The organism is Cobetia sp. UCD-24C, from assembly GCF_001306765.1.
In the GTDB taxonomy this organism is placed as follows: Bacteria; Pseudomonadota; Gammaproteobacteria; order Pseudomonadales; family Halomonadaceae; genus Cobetia; species Cobetia amphilecti.
Window position 1 is genome coordinate 547,891 of the sequence record NZ_LJTD01000003.1, and the last position, 23,353, is coordinate 571,243.

Here is a 23,353-nt window from a genome sequence, read left to right on the forward strand (position 1 = left end):
CGCACCACGGCGTCCGCCGCTCACATCTCAGACCTCTGATCACATATCCACAACGACACAGCCCCCACCGGCGAGACCGATGGGGGCTGTGTCGTTGTGGACTTCAGCGGGGACGATCAGCGCTGGAAGGCGTAGACATTGCCGACCTTCAACAGCCGCGTCAGCTCATCCAGTGCCGTCAGTGTCTCCTCGGCCAGCTGCGGATCGGCGAGGTCTGCCGGTGTCAGGCTGTCACGGTAGTGACGCTTGACCCAGTCACCCAGCTCGGCGTGCAGCGTATCGGTCATCATCACGCGCCCGGACAGCGCGGCGCGCTCGGCGTCGCTGAGCACCACGCGCAGACGCAGACAAGCCGGGCCACCGCCATTGCGCATGCTCTGCTTCACGTCCTTGACCAGCACTTCGCCGATCGGGTTCGGGCCGGCCAGAATCGCGTTCTGCAGCGCGTTCCATACCGCCTCGTTCTCCTGACACTCGCCCGGCACCACCAGCGTCATGCTGCCATCGTCGTTGGAGAGCAGCTGCGAGTTGAACAGATAGGAGGAGACGGCATCCTCGAGACTGACGGCTTCCAGCGGTACACGGATCGGGATCAGCGGCGTGGACAGCTTGGCGCGAATCTCGTCGAGTACCGTCTCTTCATCGCGGAAGGCCAGCTCGTGATAGAACAGCACCGGGCCATTGCCCACCGCGATCACATCGTTGTGGAAGACGCCGGCATCGATGGCGTCCGGGTGCTGCTGGGCGAATACCACCTGCTCTTCGCTCAGGCCATGCTGACGCGCGACGGCCTGACTGGCTTCCAGCGTCTGGCGCGCCGGATAGCGACGCGGTTCGACGCCGTCACCGCCGAAGGCCTGACGGCCATAGACGTAGAGATGCACGCCCGGCCCGCCGTGGCCATCGCACAGCCGCGTATGGTTGGCGGCGCCCTCATCGGAGAAGGCCGGGGTTGCGGGCAGCGCGGGGTGATGCGCGAAGTGGCCATCGTCGGCGAAGATGGCGCCCAGGATGCGTCCGGTGGTCGCGGGCTCAAGATAGCGGTGGAAGCTGGATTGCAGGTTGGCTGGCGTGAAATGCACGCGGCCATCTCCGCTGTCGCGCGACGGCGTGACGGTGGCGGCGTTGGCCGTCCACATGCTGGAGGCGGAACACACCGCGCGCAGAAGCTGCGGGGCCTGCTCGCTGGCCGCCTTCAACACCTGGGCGTTGCTGCCGGTGAAGCCGAGGTCGCGCAGTGCGCCAAGGTCCGGGCGCTGCTGCGGCAGTAAAATCCCCTGTGCATAACCCAGATCCGCCAGCGACTTCATCTTGTCGAGGCCCTGCAGCGCGGCTTCGCGTGGGTTGGAGGCCAGGCCGCCGTGGCGCATCGAGGCCACGTTGCCATGCGCCAGACCGGCGTAGTTGTGGGTCGGGCCGACCAGGCCATCGAAATTGATCTCTTGATACAGGGTGTCGGACATGAAGGTCTCCTGCCACGACGCCTTGCCAGCTCAGCAAACAGGCACGGCGGGCGTCGTGGTCAACAATGGGTAAGCGGCAACGGTGCCCGAACGGACGGCCTTACAGACGGATACCGGCCGGCAGGTTCGCGGGCAGCGCCAGCTCCTCGGCTTCCATCGAGGCGACCGGATAGCTGACATAGTCGGCGGCGTAATAGGCGCTGGGGCGATGGTTGCCGCTGTCACCGATGCCACCGAAGGGCGCGTCGCCGGAGGCACCGGTGGTCTGGCGGTTCCAGTTGACGATGCCTGCGCGAATGCGCAGCAGGAAGTCGTCCCAGTCAGCGCGATCGCCCCCGATCAGCCCGGCCGAGAGGCCGTAGCGGGTGTCATTGGCCAGCGCGATGGCGTCGTCCCAATCGGTGTAGCGGTGGATCTTGAGCAGCGGACCGAAGAATTCCTCGTCCTCGAGCGCAAGGCCGGTAACATCGATCAGCGCCGGGCTGAGCAGACTGGTGCCCTCTTCCACCTGCTGCATGCGCACGATGACGTTGCCGCCCAGCGCTTCGAGATCGTCCTGCGCCTTGAGCAGCCCCTCGGCCGCGGCGACGCTGGCCAGGCCGCCATAGAAGGGGGCGTCCTGCGCGAACTGCCCCGCCACCCGCAGCTCGCGCAGCGCCGTGGCCAGTGTCTCGATCAGACGATCACCGACCTCGCCCTGCGGCACGATCAGGCGCCGCGCACAGGTACAGCGCTGACCGCCCGAGGCGAAGGCCGACTGGATGATCGCCAGTACCGCGGCGGTTTCATCCTGCACATCGCGCACCACCAGCGGGTTGTTGCCGCCCAGTTCCAGCGCCAGCAGCTTGCCGACCTGACCGGCGAACTGACGGTGCAGCAGCTTGCCGACCTTGGCACTGCCGGTGAACAGCAGCCCATCGATGCCCTCGGACTGGGACAGGGCCTGGCCGACTTCCGCCGCGCCCTGCACCAGATTGATCACGCCGGCCGGCAGGCCCGCGGCCTCCCAGCACTGCAGGGTGAGATCGGCGGTGGCCGGGGTCAGCTCGGAGGGCTTGAACACGCAGGCATTGCCCGCCAGCAGCGCCGGCACCATGTGGCCGTTGGGCAGATGACCCGGGAAGTTGTAGGGGCCGAAGACGGCCATCACGCCGTGCGGGCGGTGGCGCAGGACTGCCTGGGTGCCCGCGACATCCCTGGCGCGCTCGCCGGTGCGCTCGTGATAGGCCTTCACCGAGATCGCGATCTTGCCGATCATCGCGCCGACCTCGGTGCGCGCTTCCCACAGCGGCTTGCCGGTTTCGCTGGCGATGCTGACCGCCAGCGCTTCGCGATGCTGCTCCAGCTGATCGCGGAAGCGCTCCACCACCGCCAGACGCGCCTCGAAGCCCAGGCGCGCCCAGGCCGGGAATGCCTGACGCGCTGCCGCGACGGCCTGCTCGACCTGCTCGGCAGTGGCAGCGGCGCCCTGCCACAGACGTGCGTGGGAGACGGGGTCGGTCTTGGTGAAGGATCCGGCCTCACCCGCTTGCCACGCGCCGTCGATGAAGAGCTGTTGACGCACGTTGAGTGTGGCGGGAGTCGAATTCGGAGTGGTCATGGCATGCCTCATCGAAAGGGCGCGCCGCGCGAGCGACGCTGAACAAGGAGATCACGGGGCAGTTGGCGATCTGCCCCGCTGATGGCAAAAGGACGCAAGGCGGTATGCGCCTGCGAGTTGGCGCGAAGAAGCGGATGCCCGTGGCGGACGCTTCAGCCGGCCAGCACGCGCAGCGTGTCGCCGCCGGTGACGCCGAGGCGTTCGGCCTCATCACGGTGCAGACGCACATGGCAGGCGCCGGAGTCGTCCCGGGTGACGTCGTGGCTGATCCAGCTGGCACGGAAGTCGGCCATGCCGGTGGTGGCAGCCATCACGGCGGGACGCTCGCAGGCCGGGGCATCACCCGCGATGACCTCGACACTCGCCAGCTGACTGTCACGCACGGCACGCACATCATCGATATAGGCCTCGACCGTCGGGCCACCATCGAAGATGTCGACGTAGCCTTCCCAGCGCAGCCCTTCCTTCTTGAGCATCGCCACCGCCGGACGGGTGTGCTCATGCACCTGCCCGATGGCGGCCCGCGCGGGCTCGGAGAGAAACGGCGTATAGATCGGGAACTTGGGCATCAGCTCGCCGATGAAGCTCTTCTGGCCCATGCCGGTGAGGCGGTCGGCCTCATTGAAGTCCATCGGGAAGAAGTGGCTGCCCAGACACTCCCAGAACGGGCTGCGTCCTTCGGGCGTGAAGACACCGCGCATCTCGGCCAGCACCTTGTCGGGGAAAGCCGCGCGGAACTGGGCCATGAACAGCCAGCGCACCTTGGAGAGCAGCGCGCCGTTGCGGTCCTTGCGCCAGCCTTCACGCAGGAACAACGAGCAGACCTCGGCATCGCCGGTGTGATCGGAGCACAGCGTCAGCGTATCCAGGGTGCGATGCAGATCGAGCTGCACCGAGGAGTGCGCCAGCGAACCGAGACGGTAGTGATAGAACGGCGCATCGGTGCCCACGCAGGCCTCGATGGCACAGCAGCCCGCGATGCTGCCATCGCGATCATCCTCGAGCACGAAGAAGTACAGGCGATCATCGCTGGGTTCGCGGCCCTCGAAGGCGGCCAGGGTGCGCTCTATCTTGGCGCTGAGAAACTCATGATTGTCCGGCAGCGAGGTGAAGCCGACACCGGTTTCCCGCGCCAGCACCTTGAGGCCTTCGATATCGTGTCGAGCGATAGGACGAATGCGCATTACAACTCTCCCTCATCCATCGTCGGCAATGGCATCGGCACGGCAAGCACCGCACGCCCCTCTTCCACGCCCAGCACCTCGGCCTGCTGCGGCGTCAGCATCAGCTGGCCGGTCGGCGTCAGGGCATAGCGCGCCAGCACGCAGCGGAAATCGCCGAGACGCTGGTTGGCCACCATCGCCGGTACCGCATCCGGCAGGCTTTCCTGCGGGCGGATACGCACCGGATGCCAACCGCACTGCTTGAAGGTGTGCAGACGCTCGCACTCCGCCAGCAGCAAGGGGCCGGCATCGAAGATGTCGACATGACGCGAGCGCGAGAAGCCCTCGGCGAGCATCTCCTGCATGGCGTACTCATGGCGCGGATTCTCACGCCCGATGGCGGCGCGCGCCTGGGGGGTGAGCAGCGGCAGATAGAGCGGGAACGGCGGCATGACCTCGGCGATGAAGCTCTTGGAGCGCACCCCCGCCATCTGATTGATTTCATTGAAATCACGATCAAAGAAGTGCTGGCCGACGCTGTCCCAGAACGGACTGACCTGACGCTCGTCGCGCGTTTCCAGATAGCCCGGGAAGGCCACCGCCAGTTCCGTGGCGAAGCGTTCCGGGTACTGGGCGATGAACATCAGGCGTGCGCGGCGCAGCAGGCTGTCCGCATCCGTCTCGCGGTAGCGGGCATCCAGCGACAGCGCGCACAGCAGCGTGGCATCCGACACCTCATGCGACAGCGACAGCGTCTGCACTTCGTGGCGCACATTGAGCTGCTGCGAGGCGTGGATCAGCGTTTCCTGACGATAGGTGTAGTAGGCCTCCCGCGCGCCAGCCTCGGCGCGCAGTGAGGCGGTACCGACCACTTCGCCGGTGTCGAGATCTTCCAGCACGAAGCAGTAGATCTCGTCGCCCGGGAAGTCGATCTCGGCTCGCAGACTGCGCTGGGAGCGCAGAATGCGCTCCTCGAGGCGGTCACGATGTGCCGGCAGATTGGTCAGGCGAGGCGTTGCCGTGGCCGCGAGCCGCTCGAGGGCGAGCAGATCGCGGCTTTCGGCAGGCCGCACCACCAGCATCGGGGCACTGCTCATGGCGCTGCTCATGCAGATGCAGAGGCGGCGACGAAGTTCGCCACGGCGCGGTCGAGCTTGTCGAGACCGCTCTGGATCTCCTCTTCGCTGATCACCAGCGACGGCGCCAGACGCAGCACGTCAGGACCGGCGATCAGCACCATCAGGCCTTCTTCCATCGCCAGGTTGAGAATGTCCTTGGCACGCCCCGCGTAGTCCGGCGCCATCTGGGCACCGATCAACAGGCCCATGCCACGTACTTCCTTGAAGACACCGTGACGCTTGGCGATGCCTTCCAGGCCGTTGCGCAGCAGCTGGTGGCGGTGCGCGACGCCGTCGAGGGTTTCCGGGGTGTCGATGGTCTCGAGCGCCGCCAGACCCACGGCACACGCCAGCGGGTTGCCGCCGTAGGTGGAACCGTGAGTGCCGATGGCCATGGCCGGCGCGATGCGATCGGTGGTCAGCATGGCGCCCAACGGGAAGCCGCCGCCGATGCCCTTGGCGGTGGTCAGGATGTCCGGCACCACACCGAAGTGCTGGTAGGCGTACAGGTGGCCGGTACGCCCGGCACCGCTCTGGACTTCATCGAAGATCAGCAGCGCATCGTGCTCGTCACACAGCTCACGCAGTCCTTCGAGGAATGCCTGCTCGCCGGGGATGATGCCGCCCTCGCCCTGCAGCGGCTCGACGATGATCGCGCAGGTGTCATCGCCCATCAGCTCGCGCACGGAGTCGAGATTGTTGAATTCAGCGTGCTGGATACCGCCCGGAATCGGTCCGAAGCCCTGGGAATACTTGGGCTGACCACCGACGCTGACGGTGAAGAAGGTGCGGCCATGGAAGGACTGACGGAAGGAGATGATCTTGTCCTTCTTCTCGCCATGGGTGTCGTGGGCGAAACGACGCGCCAGCTTGAGCGCGGCCTCGTTGGCCTCACCACCGGAGGAGCAGAAGTAGACCTTGTCGGCGAAGGTGCGCTCGGTCAGCGCCTTGGCCAGCGCCAGTGCCGGCTCGTTGGTGTAGACGTTGGACAGGTGCCAGACCTTGTCGGCCTGATCCTTGAGCGCCTTGACCAGCGCCGGATGGCAGTGGCCCAGCGAGGTGACGGCGATGCCACCGGCGAAGTCGATGTACTCGCGACCTTCCTGATCCCACAGACGGCTACCCTCGCCGCGCACCGGAATGGCAGCCTGGGGTGCGTAGTTGGGCACCATGGCATGGTCGAAATCGGCACGGGTCAGCTGGGTCATCGTCTCTTCCTCATCGCGGGGTCTTGGCGTGGCCGGCCGATGATCGGCAAGCCACGGGTCATGACACTCGAGTATAGGGAGGCGAGATGACAAAGACTTTCAGCGAAAGGACGACGACTTATGTCAGGAGGCGACTTTTGTCATCCAGGGAAGGTGTCAGGCCTGCAGCATGAGACGTTCGTCGCGGGGGCTGCGCCCGAAATGGTTGCGAAACGCCGTGGAGAAGTGAGCGGCGCTGGAAAAGCCGGTGGCCAGTGCGATCTCGCCGATCGGCTGATCGCTCTCGCGCAGCAGCTGGCGCGAGCGCGCCAGACGCAGATCCAGATAGTAGCGGCTAGGCACCGCCTGCAGATGCTTCTTGAACAGCCGCTCCAGCTGACGCCGCGAGATGCCGAGGTGCTCGCCGATCTCGTGGGTAGAGAGCGGCTCCTCGATATTGGCCTCCATCAGCGTTACGGCCTCCACCAGCGGCTGGGGCGCATGGGCGAAACGGTTCTTGAGCGGCACGTGCTGCGGCTCGTCCGCCAGCCGGATGCGCTCGCAGACGAAGTGCTCGGAAACCTTCTCGGCCAGCGCGCGGCCATGCTGCTGGGCGATCAGCGTCATCATCATGTCCATCGCCGCGGTACCACCGCCGCAGGTGACACGATCGCGGTCCAGCTCATAAAGCTGATGGGAGACGTTGACCTGCGGGAAGTCGCGGCGGAAGGATTCGGCGCGCTGCCAGTGAATCGTCGCACGATAGCCATCGAGCAACCCGGCGCGGGCCAGCTCACGGGTGCCGGTGGAGATACCGCCCAGCATCACGCCACGCTCGGCCAGACGCTTGAGCCAGGCCAGCAGCGCGGGATTCGAGGCCACCTCCTGCAGGCCCGCCTCGCCCGCCGGCTGAGCACCGCACACGAACAGGGCGTCCAGATGGCGCGAATCACTGGCGACCAGGCTGTCCGGCGAGAGGCTCAAGCCCGCAGCGGACGCCACACCGCGCCCGTCCAGCGCAAAGGTGACGGCCCGATAGAGTGTCTGCCCCGCGAGCTGATTGGCCACCTGCAGGGGCTCCAGCGCACAGGCCTGGGACAATAACGAGAAGCCGGGCAACAGCACGAAGCCGATCTGGCGTTGCTGGGCCTGGGGGGAAACCAGTGAATCCACGGGCATGGGTGTGAGTCGAGGTCCATCGCGTGAGGGTGGGGAAAACCTGCCGGCATATTGTGCCATGCCTCTGGCACTTGTGCCTGGCCCGGACTGGCATGACGCTCAAGATGAGGCCGCCACATACGACGACGCCACCCCGAAGGGTGGCGTCGTCATCGCTCAGCGGGCAGCGGTCAGCTGGCAGCGCTTGCTACCCTGACCTCTGCGCTTGCTGAAGCGCTCTTACATCTGAACGACATCGAATTCGACATCGGTGGCGACATCGGCATCGTAGTCGACGTCGTCACGGGTGAAGCCGAACAGCTTCAAGAATTCCTGCTTGTAGCTGGCGTAATCAGTGATGTCGAACAGGTTGTCGCTGGTGACCTGCGGCCACAGTTCCTGACAGGCCTGCTGAACGTCGTCCTTCAGCTCCCAGTCGTCGAGACGCAGACGGTCGGACTCGTCGGTGGCGATCTCGCCTTCGCCATAGAAGCGCTCGGCGTAGAAGCGGTTGAGCTGCTCGATGGTGCCTTCGTGCAGGCCCTTCTCCTTCATGATCTTGTAGACCATGGAGATGTAGAGCGGCATGACCGGGATCGCGGCGCTGGCCTGGGTGACCACGGACTTGAGCACGGCCACGTGAGCACGACCGCCCTTGGCGGACAGCTTCTCGTGGATGCTGCCGGCGGCGCGGTCCAGATCTTCCTTGGCGCGACCCAGTGCACCATGCCAGTAGATCGGCCAGGTGATCTCGGTACCGATGTAGCTGAAGGCGACGGAGCGGGCGCCCTCAGCCAGCACGCCGGCGTCGTCCAGCGCCTGCATCCACAGCTCCCAATCCTGACCACCCATCACGGTGACGGTATCTTCGATTTCCTGCTCGGTGGCCGGCTCGACCTCCGCTTCGATGATGGTGTCCTTGTTGGTGTCGATGGCAGTCGCGCGGTAGGTCTCGCCGATCGGCTTGAGCACGGAGCGCTTCACTTCACCGCTGTCCGGCAGCTTGCGTACCGGAGAGGCCAGCGAGTAGACGACGAGATCGACTTCGCCCATGTTGGCCTTGATCAGCTCGATGGCCTTGGCGCGTGTCTCGTGCGAGAAGGCATCGCCGTTGATGGCCTGGCTGTAAAGGCCTTCCTGCTTGGCGAACTTGTCGAAGGCGGCAGAGTTGTACCAGCCTGCGGTGCCGGCCTTCTTCTCGGTGCCCGGCTTCTCGAAGAACACGCCCAGGGTATCGGCGCCATAGCCGAAGGCTGCCGTGATGCGTGCCGCGAGGCCATAGCCGCTGGAAGAACCGATCACCAGCACCTTCTTCGGACCACCGTCACGCTTGTCACCGACTGTCTTGCGGGTGATGGCGATCTGCTCGGCGACATTCTGCTCGCAGCCCTTGGGATGTGTGGTGGTGCAGATGAAGCCACGAACCTTGGGTTTGATGATCACGTAAAGAACCTCGTTTGCTGTTGGCCCGGCGTGTACCCGCCGATGCGATACTCGCTTCACGCTGACAGCAGGCAATGGCCGTCCTTGGGTGGTGAAGCGTATCGTGAAATAGGGCGTTCGAATCCCGTAAAGCAGGCTCAGTGCCAGCTCATGGGCGCTATTCTAGCGGCTGTCGGCGACGCTGTCCGCCCTGCCGTCATGATCCGCCATCTGCCTGCATATCACTGGAGCCAGCCGCGGCGGCTGCCGTATCATGTAGGCCTTTTCGCACACTGCCATTCCACTGCCGTCCTGCATTCGCCGCTGGTTGCCAGCCGCACTGTCCGACAGGCTCTGCCCAGGATGTTTTCATGAACGATCAGAACGCTCACCTCGCCCCCGATGTGGCCGCCCTGCTCGAGCGCCGACAGGACATCTGGCTGGCGCTGTCTCCACTGTGGCTGGAGCGCGAACCGCGTGAAGCCGAGTATCAGCACATGGCAGAAGTCGTCGAAGCCCAGGGGCTGAGCTTCCAGGAACTGGAAAAGCTCTATCGGCTGGAGATGGCGCCGGTACTGGTGCGAGAACAGGTCAGCATGACGCCCAACTTCAAGGGCTTCGATGACAGCCAGCTGCTGTCACGCCTGCTGCAGCATACGCATCGTCTGACACGTGGCCGGCGCATGTTCTGGCTGCTGTTTTCGGGGCTGGCCACGATGCCGAGCCGCCATCGCTACGGCAATCTGCTCGAGGTCCTGCACCTGCGCGGCAATACGCCCCGCTAGCGCGACGCCCGCAATCTGCACGGGGAAGCCTGACGAGGGCTCTGGCCAGCAACGCCTGAATGACAAGACACCCCGCGACCGGAAGGTCGCGGGGTGTCTTGTCGTGCTGTAGTGCTTAATAGTGCTTAGCAGTACTTAGAGCAAAGCTCAATCGCCATTCCTCGAGGGGGGCTGGCGACGCCAGGCTCATGGCCGTTTATGACGCGGCACTCTCAGCACCCCTTGTGCGCGGCGCTTCTGCCAATCAGACAGACTTGAAAGGCCTCGGCTGTCGCTGATGCGCTTGCCCCCTTCCAGACGTTTGCTCATCCACAGCGCACTGCCATTGAAACTGTAGATAGGCAGCAGGTCCGTGCGCTCACTGGCCGGCAGGATGGAACTGTTCAAGTTGTCCAGTACATCAGGATTGCGCGTATTGGCGCCCTGATAGGTCACGACCATGTGGAACTGGTTGAGGCTGAGCGCCTTGACGTAGTGCAGACGCAGGCGGTCTTCCGGTACGCCAAGCTCGCGCAGGGTCAGGTACTTGGCCATGGCGAAGTCATCGCAATCACCGGCCCCTGCCCCCAGAAACTCCTGCGGCGTCGCCCAGTAATCGGTCGCTCCCCAGACGCTGAGGTCATCGGTGAAGTTGAGACGATTGAAGAAATCGTTCACTTCGCTCAACTGGCGCCTGACCGGCGCGTCCTCCAGGCGCTGCAACAGTTGCTGCCATTGCTGCACACGATTCCAGCCACCTGACCCGTAGATCTGGATGAACTGGCGAGAATCCACCGCCTGTGCCAGACCCGCACCGAGCGACAACGCCAGCAGCACCCCGACCGCAAGACCCTCCCACCAGCGGCGATGATTCATGTCGAGGCACCCTGAATGTCACTTAGCGAGGCATATCTTCTGCTGGACTGGCGAGCCTTGCCATGACATCGACTGCCGGTGACACGAAGCCCTGATAGCCATCTGCGCCCAGCGACATCGCCCGCTCCTGATCCGCCTCGGACTCGACGCGGGTCACGATGACCTGCGACTCGACCTGATGCGCGGTCATGCACAGACTCTGCAACAGCTCGGTGTCGACGTCTTCGCGCTTGAAGAACGCCTGGTCGATCTTGACGTAATCAGGCCGCAGCGCCGACAGATAGCTGAGCTCCTTCAGCTCTCGGGCGAAGCGGTCGATGCCGCCCCGCGCGCCCAGTCGGCGAGCATGTCGGAACAGCATCTTGATACGCTCCTGATGCCTGAGGGCGATGCTTTCGGACACCTCGATATCCAGACGCTTGCACAGGCGCGGATGCGCCGCCAACCAGTTGAGCAAACCAATATAACTGGCTTCATCGTCGAAGGTTTCTTCGGTCAGGTTGAGCGCCAGTCTGGGCACTTCAATCCGGTCGATATAGGACGCCAGCCACTCCAGAGCGCGCAGATCGAACTGCGCCCCCATGCGGAAATGACGAATCACGGGCAGGAAGTCACCCGCACGATGCAGTTCATCACCATCGCGCAGACGGGCAAACAGCTCGCGGTGAAGCTCGCCACCATCGTTGAGCAACACCGGCTGGGCAACGAAGTCGAGTCCCTTGGGGGAATCCAGGGCCTTTTCGATGATCTCGCGCCACTCGCCTCGCGGACGCGCACGGCCACCCGCAGGGGCCAGTTCCACGCCAGACCCTTGCTCGATGGCCTGACGAAGCGTGGCATCTGCAACGGCAAACATCTGGGTGCGCTGCATGCCCGGCTCACGCCGAACGGCGCCAAGGGCACAGTTCTCCGGCGGAGTATCCACCAGCGGATTGGCATCCAGCAGGTTGTCGATGTCCTCCGCCAATAGCGTGAGAAACTCCTGAAGCCGAGCCTCGTCGGTTTCCGGCAGCAACAGGCCGAAATCACTATTGGCCAGACGCGCGGCAATGATCGCCTCACCCGCCAGTTCGCGATCTTCCAGCTTGCGCGCGATGGCTTTCACCAGGGCGTCACGCCCCTTGTAGCCCTGCTCGCGATACACCACCTCGATATGCGACACGCGCAGCAACGCGAAGCTGCCACCCATCGGCTCACTCAGCCACTCATCGACCGCTCGATTCAAATAGCCACGATTGCCAAGCCCCGATACCGAGTCTTCTTCCGCCTGGCGCTGCAGACGCGCCAACTGCGCGGCCTGAGCCTCGAACTGGGTCTGCAGGCGCTGTCCCAGACGATTGACCGCCGAGGTGATGCCCTTGAGCTCCGCCACGCTGGTCTCTTCCAGCGGCGCGTCGAAGCGCTGCGTCTCCATCTCATTGAGGCGAGACGAGAGACGCTCCAGCGGGCGCAGCAGACGACGCATGACCAATGAGGCAATCAGCAGCGTGATCAGACCGCCCAGCAACAGCCACAGCGCCAGACGCTTGGCCAGCTGCCAAAGCTGGTCATAGCCCTGGGCAGATTCGCCGGTCAGGCTGATCGTGCCCAGCGACGCCCAACCACCCGGCAGCTCGCGGCTCGCCGATTCCACCGGCATGGGAATCAAGTCACGAAACCACTGCGGTGCCAGACTCTCGCGCACGACATTGAAAGCGATGGGTGTCGCGATGGCCACGCTCTCCAGCCTGGCATCGCGCACATGACCACCATCCACCGTGGCACGTATCAGGGCTTCGGCACTGGCGGCATCGCCAAGCTCTACATGTGGCACCAGCGCGAGACTCAGGCTCTGGGCGAGATTCGAGAGTTCGACGCGTTGTCGTTCGGCCAATGCATCACGGGTGTTGTTGACCTGGATGAAGAAGATACCGAGGGAGAACCCCAACAATACCAGCAACATCAAGGTAAACAGGCGGCGCGAAAGACTCATCTGATTTCCTCATCAACCATCAGCATGGCAACGGCGCATCCAGGGTGCGGGAGCGCCGTGGGTGGCTTAGCCCTGTTGTTGGACGGGGACGGCAACATTCATGGAATCCAGCAGAGCGCCGGTCGCCGACAGCAGGCGATAGTTGGCGGTTTCCAGATCAAAACGGGCGCGAATCAGGTTCTGCTGAGAGGTGAACAGCTCACTCTCGCTATCCAGAAGGTCCAGCAATGTGCGGCGCCCGATATCGAATTGCTTGCGATAACTCTCGCGGGTATCGGTCGCGGCACGCACATAACTTTCCAGGTAATCGATCTGACGCTTGAGGTTCTCGCGGGCATTCCATGCCAGACGAATCTCGTCACGCACATCGCGCATCACGCGATCATTGTCGTGCTCGACCGCTTCCAGCGCTGCCTGACGACCGCGGATCTCGGATTGATCACGGCCACCGCGATACAGGTTGTAGCGCATGACCAGTTCGACGCTCCAGTCGTCTGACTTGCTCTTGTCCTGATCATAATCATTGTCCAGCGTGCGATTGCCCTCGAGACTGAACTCGGGGTAGTTATCGCCCTTCTCGGCGTTCACTTCATGGCGTGCAGCGTCAATGGAGACCCGCGCTGCCGCCAACAGCGGGTTGCGCTGATTGGCCTGCACGTAGGCGCTCTCGACATCCTCGCTGAGCAGGCTGGTGTCGATGCCCGGCATGCTGAGGTCCGACGGCATCTCACCCACCAGACGCAGATAGGCAGAGCGGGAATCCTCAAGATTGTTGATCGATGACAGCACGCTGGCTTCGGCATTGGCCAGACGACCATCCACCTGACGCACGTCACTGCGCGCACCAAGGCCGGATTCCGCACGCCGCCCGATATCATTCGAGATGCGACGGTGAGCCTCGAGATTGGCTTGTGCATACTTGAGAATCAGCTCATCACGCATGACCTGCAGATAGGCACCGGCCGTATCCAGCGCGATGTCATTGGCCTCGGCCGCGACCTGCAGGCGCTGGTAATCCGCCTCTGTCTCGGCCTGGCGGATGCGCTCGATTGTCGTGTTGCCGTCCCAGAGCAGCTGACGGATGGTCAGATCAAGGCGCGTGTAATCGTGCCAGTCGTCATCATCATTGACGCCGTCATCTTCCGAGTCGAACTTGCCATAACCCAGGCGACCGGTCAGATCCACCGTCGGGCGATACGCCCCGCGCTGGGTTTCCGCTTCTTCGAGTCGCTGGATGTGACGTGAAACCTGAACGCGCGTGCGCGGGTTTTCCATTACCGCTCGGGATACGGCCTCTTCAAGAGTCGCAGCCGAAGCCTGAACGCCAAACCCCATCCCTGCGGCAATGCTCAACGCCAAGAGTGTCTTTTTCATTATGAGTTACCCTCGAATCCATCAAATCCTTGATCAACGTTCACGCAAGGCACCTTGCCTGGCGCGCAGAATCGGCTTCATCAAATATTGCAGTACGGTCTGATTGCCAGTGATCACATCGACACTGGCCTGCATGCCCGGGATGATCGTGAGCGGATCCGAGTCACTTCCAAGGTGGTTCTGCTCCGTCAGCACCTTGATCTCGTAGAAACTGTTGCCTTCTTCATCCTGCACAGTATCCGCACTGATCTGATCGACCTTGCCTTCCAGCCCACCGTAGATGGTGAAATCGTAGGCAGATAACTTGACGACGGCCGGCTGTCCGATTCTCAGGAAGCCGATGTCCTTGGGAGCGACTCGCGCCTGAACCAGTAGCTGATCCTCGATGGGAACGATCTCCATCAGGTCTTCCCCGGGCTCGATGACGCCGCCTATGGTATTGATATTCAGCGTCTTGATGGCGCCCTGAACCGGAGATGTCACCAAAGTACGATCGAGTCGATCCTGAAGACTGGTGCGCCCCTCACGCAAGCGACCCAGATCCGCCTGGGTCTTGGCGAGCTCTTCCGCGGCACGTGAGCGGAATTCCTGCGCGACGCCGACCCGATTCGAGATGGCCTCATCCAGCTCCGATTGCTTGCCCGGCACGGCCAGGCGCGCCGATTCAAGATCACCCCGCAGGTCGTTGACCTCACGCTGGATCTTGAGAAGGTCCACCTGAGAGACCACGCCTTCACGCACCAATGGGGCCGTCATGCCGAGCTCGCGACGTGACAGTTGATAGCTGCGCTCGAGACTGTTGATGCGCGATCTCAACTCGCGCAACTCCTGCTCCTTCTGCAGAATCTGTTCACGCGCGCCATTGAGGCCGCTATTGAGCTGATTCAGATGCGTGCGATACGCCGTCATCGCACGCGACACCAGAGCGGGACTGCGCGCCTTGAATTCTTCGTCGAAGGGCAACTCGATATTCTTCACGCTCACCTGATCCTTCCAGGCATCCGCGGAGGCGTTGACCTCGATGGAATCAAGCTCGGTGTCGTACTGCATGATGGTGGCCTGCAGGCCGTCGAGGGTCGAGACACGCTCGCGCAGATCGGAACCTGCGCTGGTGTCGTCGATGCGCAGCAGTGGCTCCCCCGGCGAGACGACCTGACCTTCCTTGATATAGATCTCGCGCACGATACCGCCTTCCAGGTTCTGGACGACCTGCAGGTGCGTCGAGGGCACGACCTTGCCGGAGCCGCGCGTGACGACTTCCAGACTCGCCTGGCTGGCCCAGATGATGAAGATGACCACGAATGCGAGCACCATCCAGATCAGGATGCGCGACTTCCAGGGAGTCGCCAGCAACACGGCCGAACTGACATCGTCGAGATGGTGAAGGTCACGCTGCTCAATCGGCGCCTTAGCCACGATTCACCTCCTGCTTGCGCCCGGAGACACGGCCTTCATTCAGGGCGCTCAGCACCTGCTGTTTGGGCCCATCGGCGACGATGCGCCCTCCTTCCATGACGATGACGCGGTCTACCACGTCGAGCATGCTGCTCTTGTGAGTGACCAGCACCAGCGTCTGGCTGCGTGGTAGGGACTTGAGCATTCTGCGCAGGCGCAGCTCGGCGCGGTTATCCATGTGCGAACCGGGCTCATCGAGCAGCAAGAGCGGAGGACGCATCAAGAGTGCGCGTGCCAGCAAGACCGTCTGACGCTGACCGCTGGAGAGCATGCGCCCACCCTCACCCACCTGACGGTCCAGTCCTTCAGGGTGATGACGAGTGAATTCGGTCACACCTGAGGCATCAGCCGCGAGTTCGACCTGTACGTCACTGGCATGTGGTTGGCCGAGGGTGATGTTGTCGCGAATGGAGCCGAAGAACAGTGAACTGTCCTGGCCCGCATGGCCGATATGCCGACGTACATCGGCGGGATGCAGCTGATTGAGATCCAGTCCATCGATTCGAACGCTGCCCGCCGTGGCGCGATACAGGCCAGAGACAAGACGCTGCAAGGTACTCTTGCCAGCACCGATACGCCCGATGATCGCGATCCTCTCACCTGGGTTGATGGTCAGTGAGATATCCGACACGGCTGGCGGCGTGTTCGGCGCATAGGCAAAGCCGACGCGGTCGAATTCGATGCGCATCTGCAGGTGCTCGCGGTGAACGTAACGACGATCTTCCGACTCTTCCGGCAATGCCATGATCTGCTCAAGCGCACTCATGGCACTGCGAGTCTGGCCGATGCGCGTGATCAGCAACGCCAACTGCCCCAGCGGCTGCAACGCTCGCCCGGACAGCATGACCGCAGCGATCAAGCCACCGACAGACAGGCGTGCATCCGCGATCAGATAGACCCCGAACACGACCAGCGCCACCGTGGTGGCCTGTGTCAGCGACATGCTCAACGAGCTGACAGAGGTCGTCAGATTGCGGCTTTTCACCCCCCAATGCGCGATCTGCCCGACGGCGCGTTCATATCGACGCTGGGTTTCGCCCTGAGCATTGGCCAGCTTGAGGCTCTCGAGCCCGGAGACTGCTTCGACAAGGCGCGCATTGCGCTCCGTCGCCAGGCGCGACCCCTGCTCGATGCTGCTGCGCAGCGGCTTCTGGATCGCCAGACTGTAGACGAGCAGGATCACGAGCGCGGCGAAGGGCACCAGAACCAATGGCCCCGCCACGATCCAGATCACCAGCAGGAAAAGCAGGGCAAACGGCAGATCGACCAAGGTGGTCAGGGTCGCGGAGGTGAAGAACTCGCGAATCGAATCAAACTCCTGCAGGTGCTTCACATAGCCACCGACAGAGCCGGGACGCGCTTCCATCCGCAGGTTCATGGTCTTGGAGAAGAGCTTCGAGGTCAGCAACACCTCGGACTTCTTGCCGGCCGTGTCCATGAAGTAGGCACGTGTCTGGCGCATCACGAAGTCGAACACCATGATGATCGCCATACCCGTCGCCAAGACCCACAACGTGTTGAAGGCCAGATTGGGCACGACCTTGTCATAGGCGTTCATCACGAACAGTGGCGATGCCACGGCAAACAGGTTGATCAATATCGACGCCAGAATCACATCACGGTAGATCGGCCGCGACAGCTTCAGCGTTGACCAGAACCAATGGCCATCGCTCTGCTTGAGCGTTTCCGGTGCGCGTTCATCAAAGCGGTGCTCCTGCTTGAGATAGACGACACGCCCATCATGACGCTCAGCCAGAGACTCGATGTCGACCAGCTCATCACCCTCGGCCTCAGGCTGATGAATCCTGGCCTTGCCTGCGTCGTTGTCGACCTCCAGCAAGACGACAGCACGCTCTTCCTTGAGTATGAGAATGCACGGCATCAGCATGTCGCTGATGGCCGTGATCTGCTGGTTGACCAGTTTGGCACTCAGATTGGCACGTGCCGCGGCACGACTGACAAGCGCCAGGGGAAGACGGCCTTCCTCCATGGGAAGGCCATCGACCAGCACTGCTGCAGATCTGGGATTGCCGTGGTAACGCGCCATGAAGACCAGCGCATTGAGAAGGGGGTCGCCCTCCCTCTCGCCAACGGGCTCCGGTCTTAATGGCGTGGGTTGATCGCTCAACCTGTCCTCCTTAGTAGGGCACTTCGCAGATGTCTCTACGGCAAAGTCTAATACAGCAAGGGGAGACAGCCTAAGCCATCTCCCCTATCACATCGATTCAGCCGTCAACGTTCGTCTTGAGACTGTTGCTGTCGAGCAGAGATTGAATGATCTGCGTATCCGTGTCACCACCTGATGTCAGGTCGACATCCTGCAGATTGATCTCTTGCGTGATATTGCTGCCGTCGGATCCATCGACACTGATCTCGATATTGGTGCCACCTTCTCCATCTGACTCGAAGTGCAGGAAGCTCGAGAGCGTATCGGCATCATCGTTGGACTGAAGCAGATCGGAAAGATCGATGACATCGCCATCCGCGACACTGAAGTCGGTGATGGTATCCGTCGCCATGCCGCCTTCGCTGTTGATGTCATGACCGCTCAGCCACTGGAAGGTATCGGCACCATCGCCGCCGGTCAGGATGTCATTGCCGGCACCTCCGACCAGAAGATCATCACCCTCACCACCAGAGAGGATATCGTTGCCGGTGCCGCCCCGCAGCGTATCGTTGCCGCTGCCACCTTCCAGACGATCGCTGCCCTCGCCACCGCTCAGGGTGTCATTGCCGCCTTGGCCAATCAGATAGTCCGCATAGAACGGTCCATCGCCATCGCCCGTCAGGGTGTCGTTGCCATCGGTGCCGATGACCACGGCCAGCTTGTCGACATCGATACTGACACTTGAGGCGTTGGTATCCCCGTCATTGTCGACCGTCACGTAATCGAAGCTGTCCGTGGAGCGCTCGCTGACGTTATCCGGGGGCGTGTAGGTGAAGTCACCGCTCCCCAGATTGAACAGCATGCTGCCACCCAAGTCTGTCGAGATGATCAACTCCAGGCTGTCCGCATCGTAGCTGCTGTTGTCCGACCCCGTAGCAGACACGGTGTTGGTAACCGGATCATAACTGTAGGTAGTGCCATCCACGGTGACCGATTGCAGATAACCGCCATCCGCCCCCAACAGACTGCCGTCCACGGAGCTGCCCGAGATAAGCTGACCACTGACAGGCGATTGCACGGTCGCGGCCAGACTATCATCGAGGTCCGAGAAACTGGTGACGATAGCGGCATCAATATCTTCATCAGCTGAGCCGTCATAGGCAATGGGGTTCAGATTGTCCTCGGAGACACCGGATCCCATGCCGATGGCATAGGACTTGATTCCATTGTCCACAAGGAAATCTGTCCAGATCCCCTCTTCCGTATTGCTGATGCCAGTATCAGAGCTGTCACGAACCGGTATCAGCCGGTTACCGCTGTAGTACTGAACACTGTCGTAATCGAGGGAATTGTCGAGTTCATTACTATTGCCATCAGCACCGTATGGCGTGCCATCCGAGAAGAAGTAGGAAATATTCTGCGCTGACTCCAGCGCTCCATCTTCCGCATAATTCTCCATCGCTTCAGCGAGTGCTGCATCGTAATTGGTGACGCCTCCGGCACTGAGACCTTCCAATACAGTTACGGCCTCACTCGCTGTCATCCAGGCAGCGTAAGACGTCGCTGTGGTCGAGAATGACACCAGATTGATGCGTACATCCCCAAGATCGTCGTAGGCCGAGATCAGCGTCTTGATAGATTCAATCGCACTTTCAAGACGGGTCTGAGTCCCTATCCCACTTGCGCTCGCCATGGAGCCGGACACATCCAGCACGATGGTGAGATTGGTATCCACCAGGGTCGACGAGAAGCTCTGCGCTTCCTGCTGCTCGGGGGCATCATCCTCGATGCCGATGGTCAGCGTGCCGGTGGAGCTGGCGCCCTCGCTATCCGTTGCGAGCACACCGAAGTCCAGAGACAGGACATCTTCACCATCACCCGAGTGATCGACCGCCTGACTCAGAGTGAAGGTATAGGCGCCACTGTCATCGATGGTCACCGTCGCGACTTCATTGCCATCAGCATCGGTTGCCACCATTGACTGGGTGCCGCTGCCGGACCAGGTCACCGCACTGCCACCGGAGGTGATGGCCGTGGCAGGAGCCGCCAATACCAGCGACACGCTGTCACTGTCGACATCCGTGACGGAAACCGTACCGGTGACGGTGGTGGCATCGGTGGTATCCGTGAAGCCATCAGCCGCATCGCTGTCGGCGATACCGCCTTCGAGCCCTTCTTCGCTGACGCGGCCTTCAGTCGCAGTCACCACCGGGGCATCATTCGTCCCCTGAATGGTAATGGTGACATCCTGGGTAGCTGTCGCTCCCGCCGTATCCGTGACAGTGACGGTGTAGGTCAGGACCAGCGACTCGCCTGCAGACAGGTAGTCGAAGCTTTCCCCGGCAACGCTGCTGTCGAAGGACCAGTTGAGCGTACCTTCAGTGCTCTCGGCATCGATGATGGCCCCGGTATCCACACCCAGCAGCGCAAGCAGGTCATCGTTGTCCAACGTGCCGGTATCGCCATCACTGGAGACGCCGGTAACGCTCGGCGTCACGCTATTGCTGAGATCCACGTCATCCACCGACAGAGTCCCGCTGGCACTCAGCGGTGAACCCGTCTCCGTCAGGATGGCGGCTGCACTGTCGCCACTGCTGACACTGATCTCCGGCGCATCGTTGCTACCTTTGATGGTGATGGTCAGCGTGGTAGTGGCGGTATCACCGTCAGCATCCGTGATCACGTAGGTATAGACGTCCGTGACCGACTCACCGGCCGCCAGGTACTGCAGGTCGTCGCGTGCTGACTGATAGCTGTAGGAGCCATCCGCCGCCAGGGTCAGCTCGCCGTGCTCACCCGTGATCACGGCCGCCGCGCCATCGCTCACCGGGGCAGTCTCCGTTCCGGCGATGACAGCAGTCACGGTTACCGCATCGGCACCCAGAGTATCGGCAGTCGCCGATGTGCCATCCACGACATTGCCGGCAACGGCAGCATTGCGATTCTCGCCAATGCTGCGCGTATCAGCGTTGGCTACCGGCACCGTATCCAGCACCGTGACATCGAGACTGTCACTGGTGCTCTGGCCTGCCAGATCCGTTACCACGACGGTGAAACCATCGACGACGCTGTCATCGCCATCTGTGTGATCAGCCGCTGTGCCATCTTCCACATAGGTGTAAGACACGGTGCCGGAATCGTAGCCCGTAATGGTCAGCGTGCCTTCACCATCTGGATTGGAGATCACTACCGGTGTGGTGTTGGCATCCGTGATATCCACGCCAGCGATCGTCACTGCCGCGATACCTGCTGCAGCTGACACGGTAAAGGTATTGGTGAGCGTGCTTCCGGTCGCTTCGGTGACGGACTGGTCTTCCAGTGAACTGATGACCGGCAGCGCATCATCAGTTCCCTTGATGACGATATCCACTGTCGTGCTGGAGCCATCGCTGAGCTGCACGATGTACTGCTCATTGATCGTGTCGGCAGATGTCAGCCCCTGCACAGCGGCAGTGTCGTTATCCAGCGTATAGGTCCAGTTGCCGCCGGCATCGACGGCGAAGGTACCGTAGAGACTGCTGTCGTCAGTGGCCGGCGTGAACGTCGGCGCGTCACTATCGACATCGGTCGCGGTCAGCGTCCCTGAAGCTTCCGTCACACCATCTTCGGCAACAGCGCCATCATCGGCACTGATGACGACAGGGTCATCAATCGCTGCGACGTCCTCGAAGCTGAGAATGGCTTCATCGAACTCGGTGCCATCCGTGATCACATAAGTGGTGTCGGGTACCGGACCGTTGTAATTCTCACCGGGCGTGAAGGTGAAGGTACCGTCAGCATTGATCAGAAGTGTGCCGACTTCGCCAAGATCCGCTGTCTTGCCCGGGTCGTACATAACCCCGTCAACAGTGAAGCTGACGACGCTCAACTCATCACCATCGGCGTCGACGTCGTTGTTCAGGACGTTGCCGCTGACCGGAGTATCTTCCTCGACCACGATCGGGCCGTCGTCATAGGCCACCGGCTTGTCATTCAAGCCCTGAACATTGATGGTGATGTTGGCGGTATCCGAGTCACCATCCGCATCCAGGATGGTGTACTCGAATACTTCCTTGACGAGGTCACCGGCACCCAACGCCTGAGCGCGCGCATCATCAAGGTCATAACTGAAGGTGCCATCGGTATTGATGGTCAAGCTACCGTAGCTGCCATCGACGGTAACGCTACCCTCATTGTCTGCCAGTGAAATGCCATCCAGATGCGTGATGGTCACGCCATCAGCGCCCAGCTCATCCGGTCCACCGCCGACAACACTGGAAATGACACTGGTGTTGATCACCGGCTCACCATCCGGAGACGTATCATCTTCGCGAATGGTGTAGGTATCGTCATTGGCGACAGGCGCGGTATCCAGAATCTTGACGTCAAGACTGTCGCTGGTGCTCTGCCCGGCCAGGTCAGTGACGACCACGGCGTAGTTGTCGAACACGCTATCGTCGCCAGCCGAGTGATCCGCAGCCGTACCATCCTCCACATAGGTGTAGGACACGGTGCCGGAATCATAGCCAGTGATGGTCAGCGTGCCTTCGTCATCAGTCGCACCCGGAATCACGATGGGGTTATCCACTGACGCCAAAGTGATATCCGTGCCATTGATGGTAACGCTGGCGATGCCGGCATCCGCTGCCACCTCGAAGGTGTCAGTGACCGTCTCACCCGTGGCCTCGGTCACTTCCTTGTCAGCCAGCGTGATGACCGGCACTGCGTCGGCCGAGCCCGTGATATTGATGGTCAGCGTAGTGCTGGAATAGTCGCCATCGCTGTCTTCCAGCACATAGGTGAAGACATCTTCCGCCGGTTCATTCTCTGCCAGAGACTGCGTCTTGGTGGTATCCAGAACGTAGGTATAGCTGCCGTCACTGTTGAGCGTCAGAGTGCCGTACGTGCCTTCGACCACGGCAGCGGCATCGGCCGTGACGTCGGATGCACTGCCGCCGTCCGGCGTGACGCTGGTCACGCTGGTGGCGTCCGCGCCCAAGGTGTCAGCGGTGTCGCTGGTGCCGTCGATGACGTTGCCGTCGAGTGCCGTGGTGGTGTCCTCACCGATGTTGCGGGTGTCGGCGTTGGCCGTCGGCGCGGTGTCGAGGATCGCGATGTCCAGGCTGTCGCTGGTGCTCTGCCCGGTGATGTCGGTGACCACGACGGTGAAGCTGTCGGTGATGTCGCCGCCGGTGTGATCTTCGCTCTCGCCATCTTCGACGTAGCTGTAGGTGACCTCACCGGTGTCGGCGTCGTAGCCGGTCACGCTCAGGACACCTTCGACGGTGGTGATCTCGACCGGATCGGTCTCGGTCGCGCCGGTGATGTCAGTGCCATTCACGGTGACGCTGGCGATGCCGGCATCCGCTTCCACCTGGAAGGTGTCAGTGACGGTGCCGCCGGTCGCCTCAGTGACCGACTGGTCATCCAGCGAGGTGATCGTCGGTACGCCATCGGTCGAGCCGTCGACGGTGATGGTCAGCGTGGTGCGGGAGACATCGCCATCGGCATCGGTGATGCCGTAGGTGAAGACGTCGGTCAGTGACGCGCCATCATCCAGGCCCTGGACCTCGGCATTGCTGTTGTCCAGCACGTAGCTGTAGCTGCCGTCACTGTTGAGGGTCAGCGTGCCGTAGCTGCCGGCGATCTCGGTACCGGTCGTGTCGCTGACGTTTGCCGCAAGCGCGTCATCGTCCTCCAGAGTGCCTGTCACGA

Annotated in this window: 14 protein-coding genes; 1 reads left to right on the forward strand and 13 read right to left on the reverse strand. The window is 62.2% G+C overall.

The window, feature by feature from the left end:
- Positions 1-116: 116 nt before the first annotated feature.
- From astB to fabV, 7 genes are all read right to left on the reverse strand, one after another.
- Entirely contained in the window at positions 117-1,463 is a 1,347-nt protein-coding gene (gene astB, locus AOG28_RS06490; protein ID WP_054555696.1) for an N-succinylarginine dihydrolase, read from the reverse strand.
- Positions 1,464-1,563: 100 nt separating this feature from the next.
- Complete coding sequence (gene astD, locus AOG28_RS06495) at positions 1,564-3,063, reverse strand: succinylglutamate-semialdehyde dehydrogenase (protein ID WP_054555697.1); 1,500 nt, start codon at positions 3,061-3,063, stop codon at positions 1,564-1,566.
- A gap of 152 nt (positions 3,064-3,215) precedes the next feature.
- Positions 3,216-4,247, reverse strand: coding sequence for an arginine N-succinyltransferase (gene astA, locus AOG28_RS06500; protein ID WP_054555698.1), 1,032 nt, complete (start codon positions 4,245-4,247; stop codon positions 3,216-3,218).
- Positions 4,247-5,308, reverse strand: a complete 1,062-nt coding sequence (locus AOG28_RS06505) for an arginine N-succinyltransferase (protein WP_043334469.1) — start codon at positions 5,306-5,308, stop codon at positions 4,247-4,249. The genes astA and AOG28_RS06505 overlap by 1 nt, the downstream gene beginning before the upstream one ends.
- 23 nt (positions 5,309-5,331) lie before the next feature.
- The gene (locus tag AOG28_RS06510; protein ID WP_054555699.1) at positions 5,332-6,552 is read right to left on the reverse strand and encodes an aspartate aminotransferase family protein; all 1,221 of its coding nucleotides are present in this window, start codon (positions 6,550-6,552) and stop codon (positions 5,332-5,334) included.
- A gap of 156 nt (positions 6,553-6,708) precedes the next feature.
- Positions 6,709-7,710: a GlxA family transcriptional regulator gene (locus AOG28_RS06515; RefSeq protein ID WP_200906740.1), complete on the reverse strand. Its 1,002-nt coding sequence runs from the start codon at positions 7,708-7,710 to the stop codon at positions 6,709-6,711.
- A 219-nt stretch (positions 7,711-7,929) separates the two neighbouring features.
- Positions 7,930-9,132, reverse strand: a complete 1,203-nt coding sequence (gene fabV / locus AOG28_RS06520; protein ID WP_054555700.1) for an enoyl-ACP reductase FabV — start codon at positions 9,130-9,132, stop codon at positions 7,930-7,932.
- Between the two features lie 350 nt (positions 9,133-9,482).
- Here fabV and AOG28_RS06525 point away from each other — a divergent pair, with 350 nt between their 5' ends.
- Positions 9,483-9,896: a DUF7079 family protein gene (locus AOG28_RS06525; protein WP_054555701.1), complete on the forward strand. Its 414-nt coding sequence runs from the start codon at positions 9,483-9,485 to the stop codon at positions 9,894-9,896.
- Positions 9,897-10,082: 186 nt separating this feature from the next.
- Here AOG28_RS06525 and AOG28_RS06530 read toward each other — a convergent pair whose 3' ends face one another.
- The 6 genes from AOG28_RS06530 to AOG28_RS18130 form a co-directional block, all read right to left on the reverse strand.
- Complete coding sequence (locus AOG28_RS06530) at positions 10,083-10,751, reverse strand: transglutaminase-like cysteine peptidase (protein WP_054555702.1); 669 nt, start codon at positions 10,749-10,751, stop codon at positions 10,083-10,085.
- 22 nt (positions 10,752-10,773) lie between these two features.
- Positions 10,774-12,723 (reverse strand): bifunctional diguanylate cyclase/phosphodiesterase, encoded by a 1,950-nt coding sequence (locus AOG28_RS06535; protein WP_054555703.1) that lies wholly within the window; start codon positions 12,721-12,723, stop codon positions 10,774-10,776.
- 66 nt (positions 12,724-12,789) lie between these two features.
- Positions 12,790-14,097 carry a TolC family outer membrane protein gene (locus AOG28_RS06540; protein ID WP_082388386.1) on the reverse strand — a complete coding sequence of 436 codons (1,308 nt, stop codon included), beginning with the start codon at positions 14,095-14,097 and terminating at the stop codon, positions 12,790-12,792.
- 33 nt (positions 14,098-14,130) lie between these two features.
- Positions 14,131-15,513: an HlyD family type I secretion periplasmic adaptor subunit gene (locus AOG28_RS06545; RefSeq protein WP_054555704.1), complete on the reverse strand. Its 1,383-nt coding sequence runs from the start codon at positions 15,511-15,513 to the stop codon at positions 14,131-14,133.
- Positions 15,506-17,680, reverse strand: a complete 2,175-nt coding sequence (locus AOG28_RS06550; RefSeq protein WP_235506964.1) for a type I secretion system permease/ATPase — start codon at positions 17,678-17,680, stop codon at positions 15,506-15,508. Before AOG28_RS06550 ends, AOG28_RS06545 begins: the two co-directional genes overlap by 8 nt.
- A gap of 97 nt (positions 17,681-17,777) precedes the next feature.
- On the reverse strand, positions 17,778-23,353 hold a 5,576-nt coding region (locus tag AOG28_RS18130; protein ID WP_152965342.1), incomplete at its 5' end, for a VCBS domain-containing protein.

Excerpts from the sequence above, each read along its gene's own strand:
- astB (WP_054555696.1), bottom strand. The coding sequence starts at position 1,463 with ATGTCCGACACCCTGTATCAAGAGATCAATTTCGATGGCCTGGTCGGC.
- astD (WP_054555697.1), bottom strand. The coding sequence starts at position 3,063 with ATGACCACTCCGAATTCGACTCCCGCCACACTCAACGTGCGTCAACAG.
- astA (WP_054555698.1), bottom strand. The coding sequence starts at position 4,247 with ATGCGCATTCGTCCTATCGCTCGACACGATATCGAAGGCCTCAAGGTG.
- AOG28_RS06505 (WP_043334469.1), bottom strand. The coding sequence starts at position 5,308 with ATGCTGGTGGTGCGGCCTGCCGAAAGCCGCGATCTGCTCGCCCTCGAG.
- AOG28_RS06510 (WP_054555699.1), bottom strand. The coding sequence starts at position 6,552 with ATGACCCAGCTGACCCGTGCCGATTTCGACCATGCCATGGTGCCCAAC.
- AOG28_RS06515 (WP_200906740.1), bottom strand. The coding sequence starts at position 7,710 with ATGCCCGTGGATTCACTGGTTTCCCCCCAGGCCCAGCAACGCCAGATC.
- AOG28_RS06525 (WP_054555701.1), top strand. The coding sequence starts at position 9,483 with ATGAACGATCAGAACGCTCACCTCGCCCCCGATGTGGCCGCCCTGCTC.
- AOG28_RS06530 (WP_054555702.1), bottom strand. The coding sequence starts at position 10,751 with ATGAATCATCGCCGCTGGTGGGAGGGTCTTGCGGTCGGGGTGCTGCTG.
- AOG28_RS06535 (WP_054555703.1), bottom strand. The coding sequence starts at position 12,723 with ATGAGTCTTTCGCGCCGCCTGTTTACCTTGATGTTGCTGGTATTGTTG.
- AOG28_RS06540 (WP_082388386.1), bottom strand. The coding sequence starts at position 14,097 with ATGAAAAAGACACTCTTGGCGTTGAGCATTGCCGCAGGGATGGGGTTT.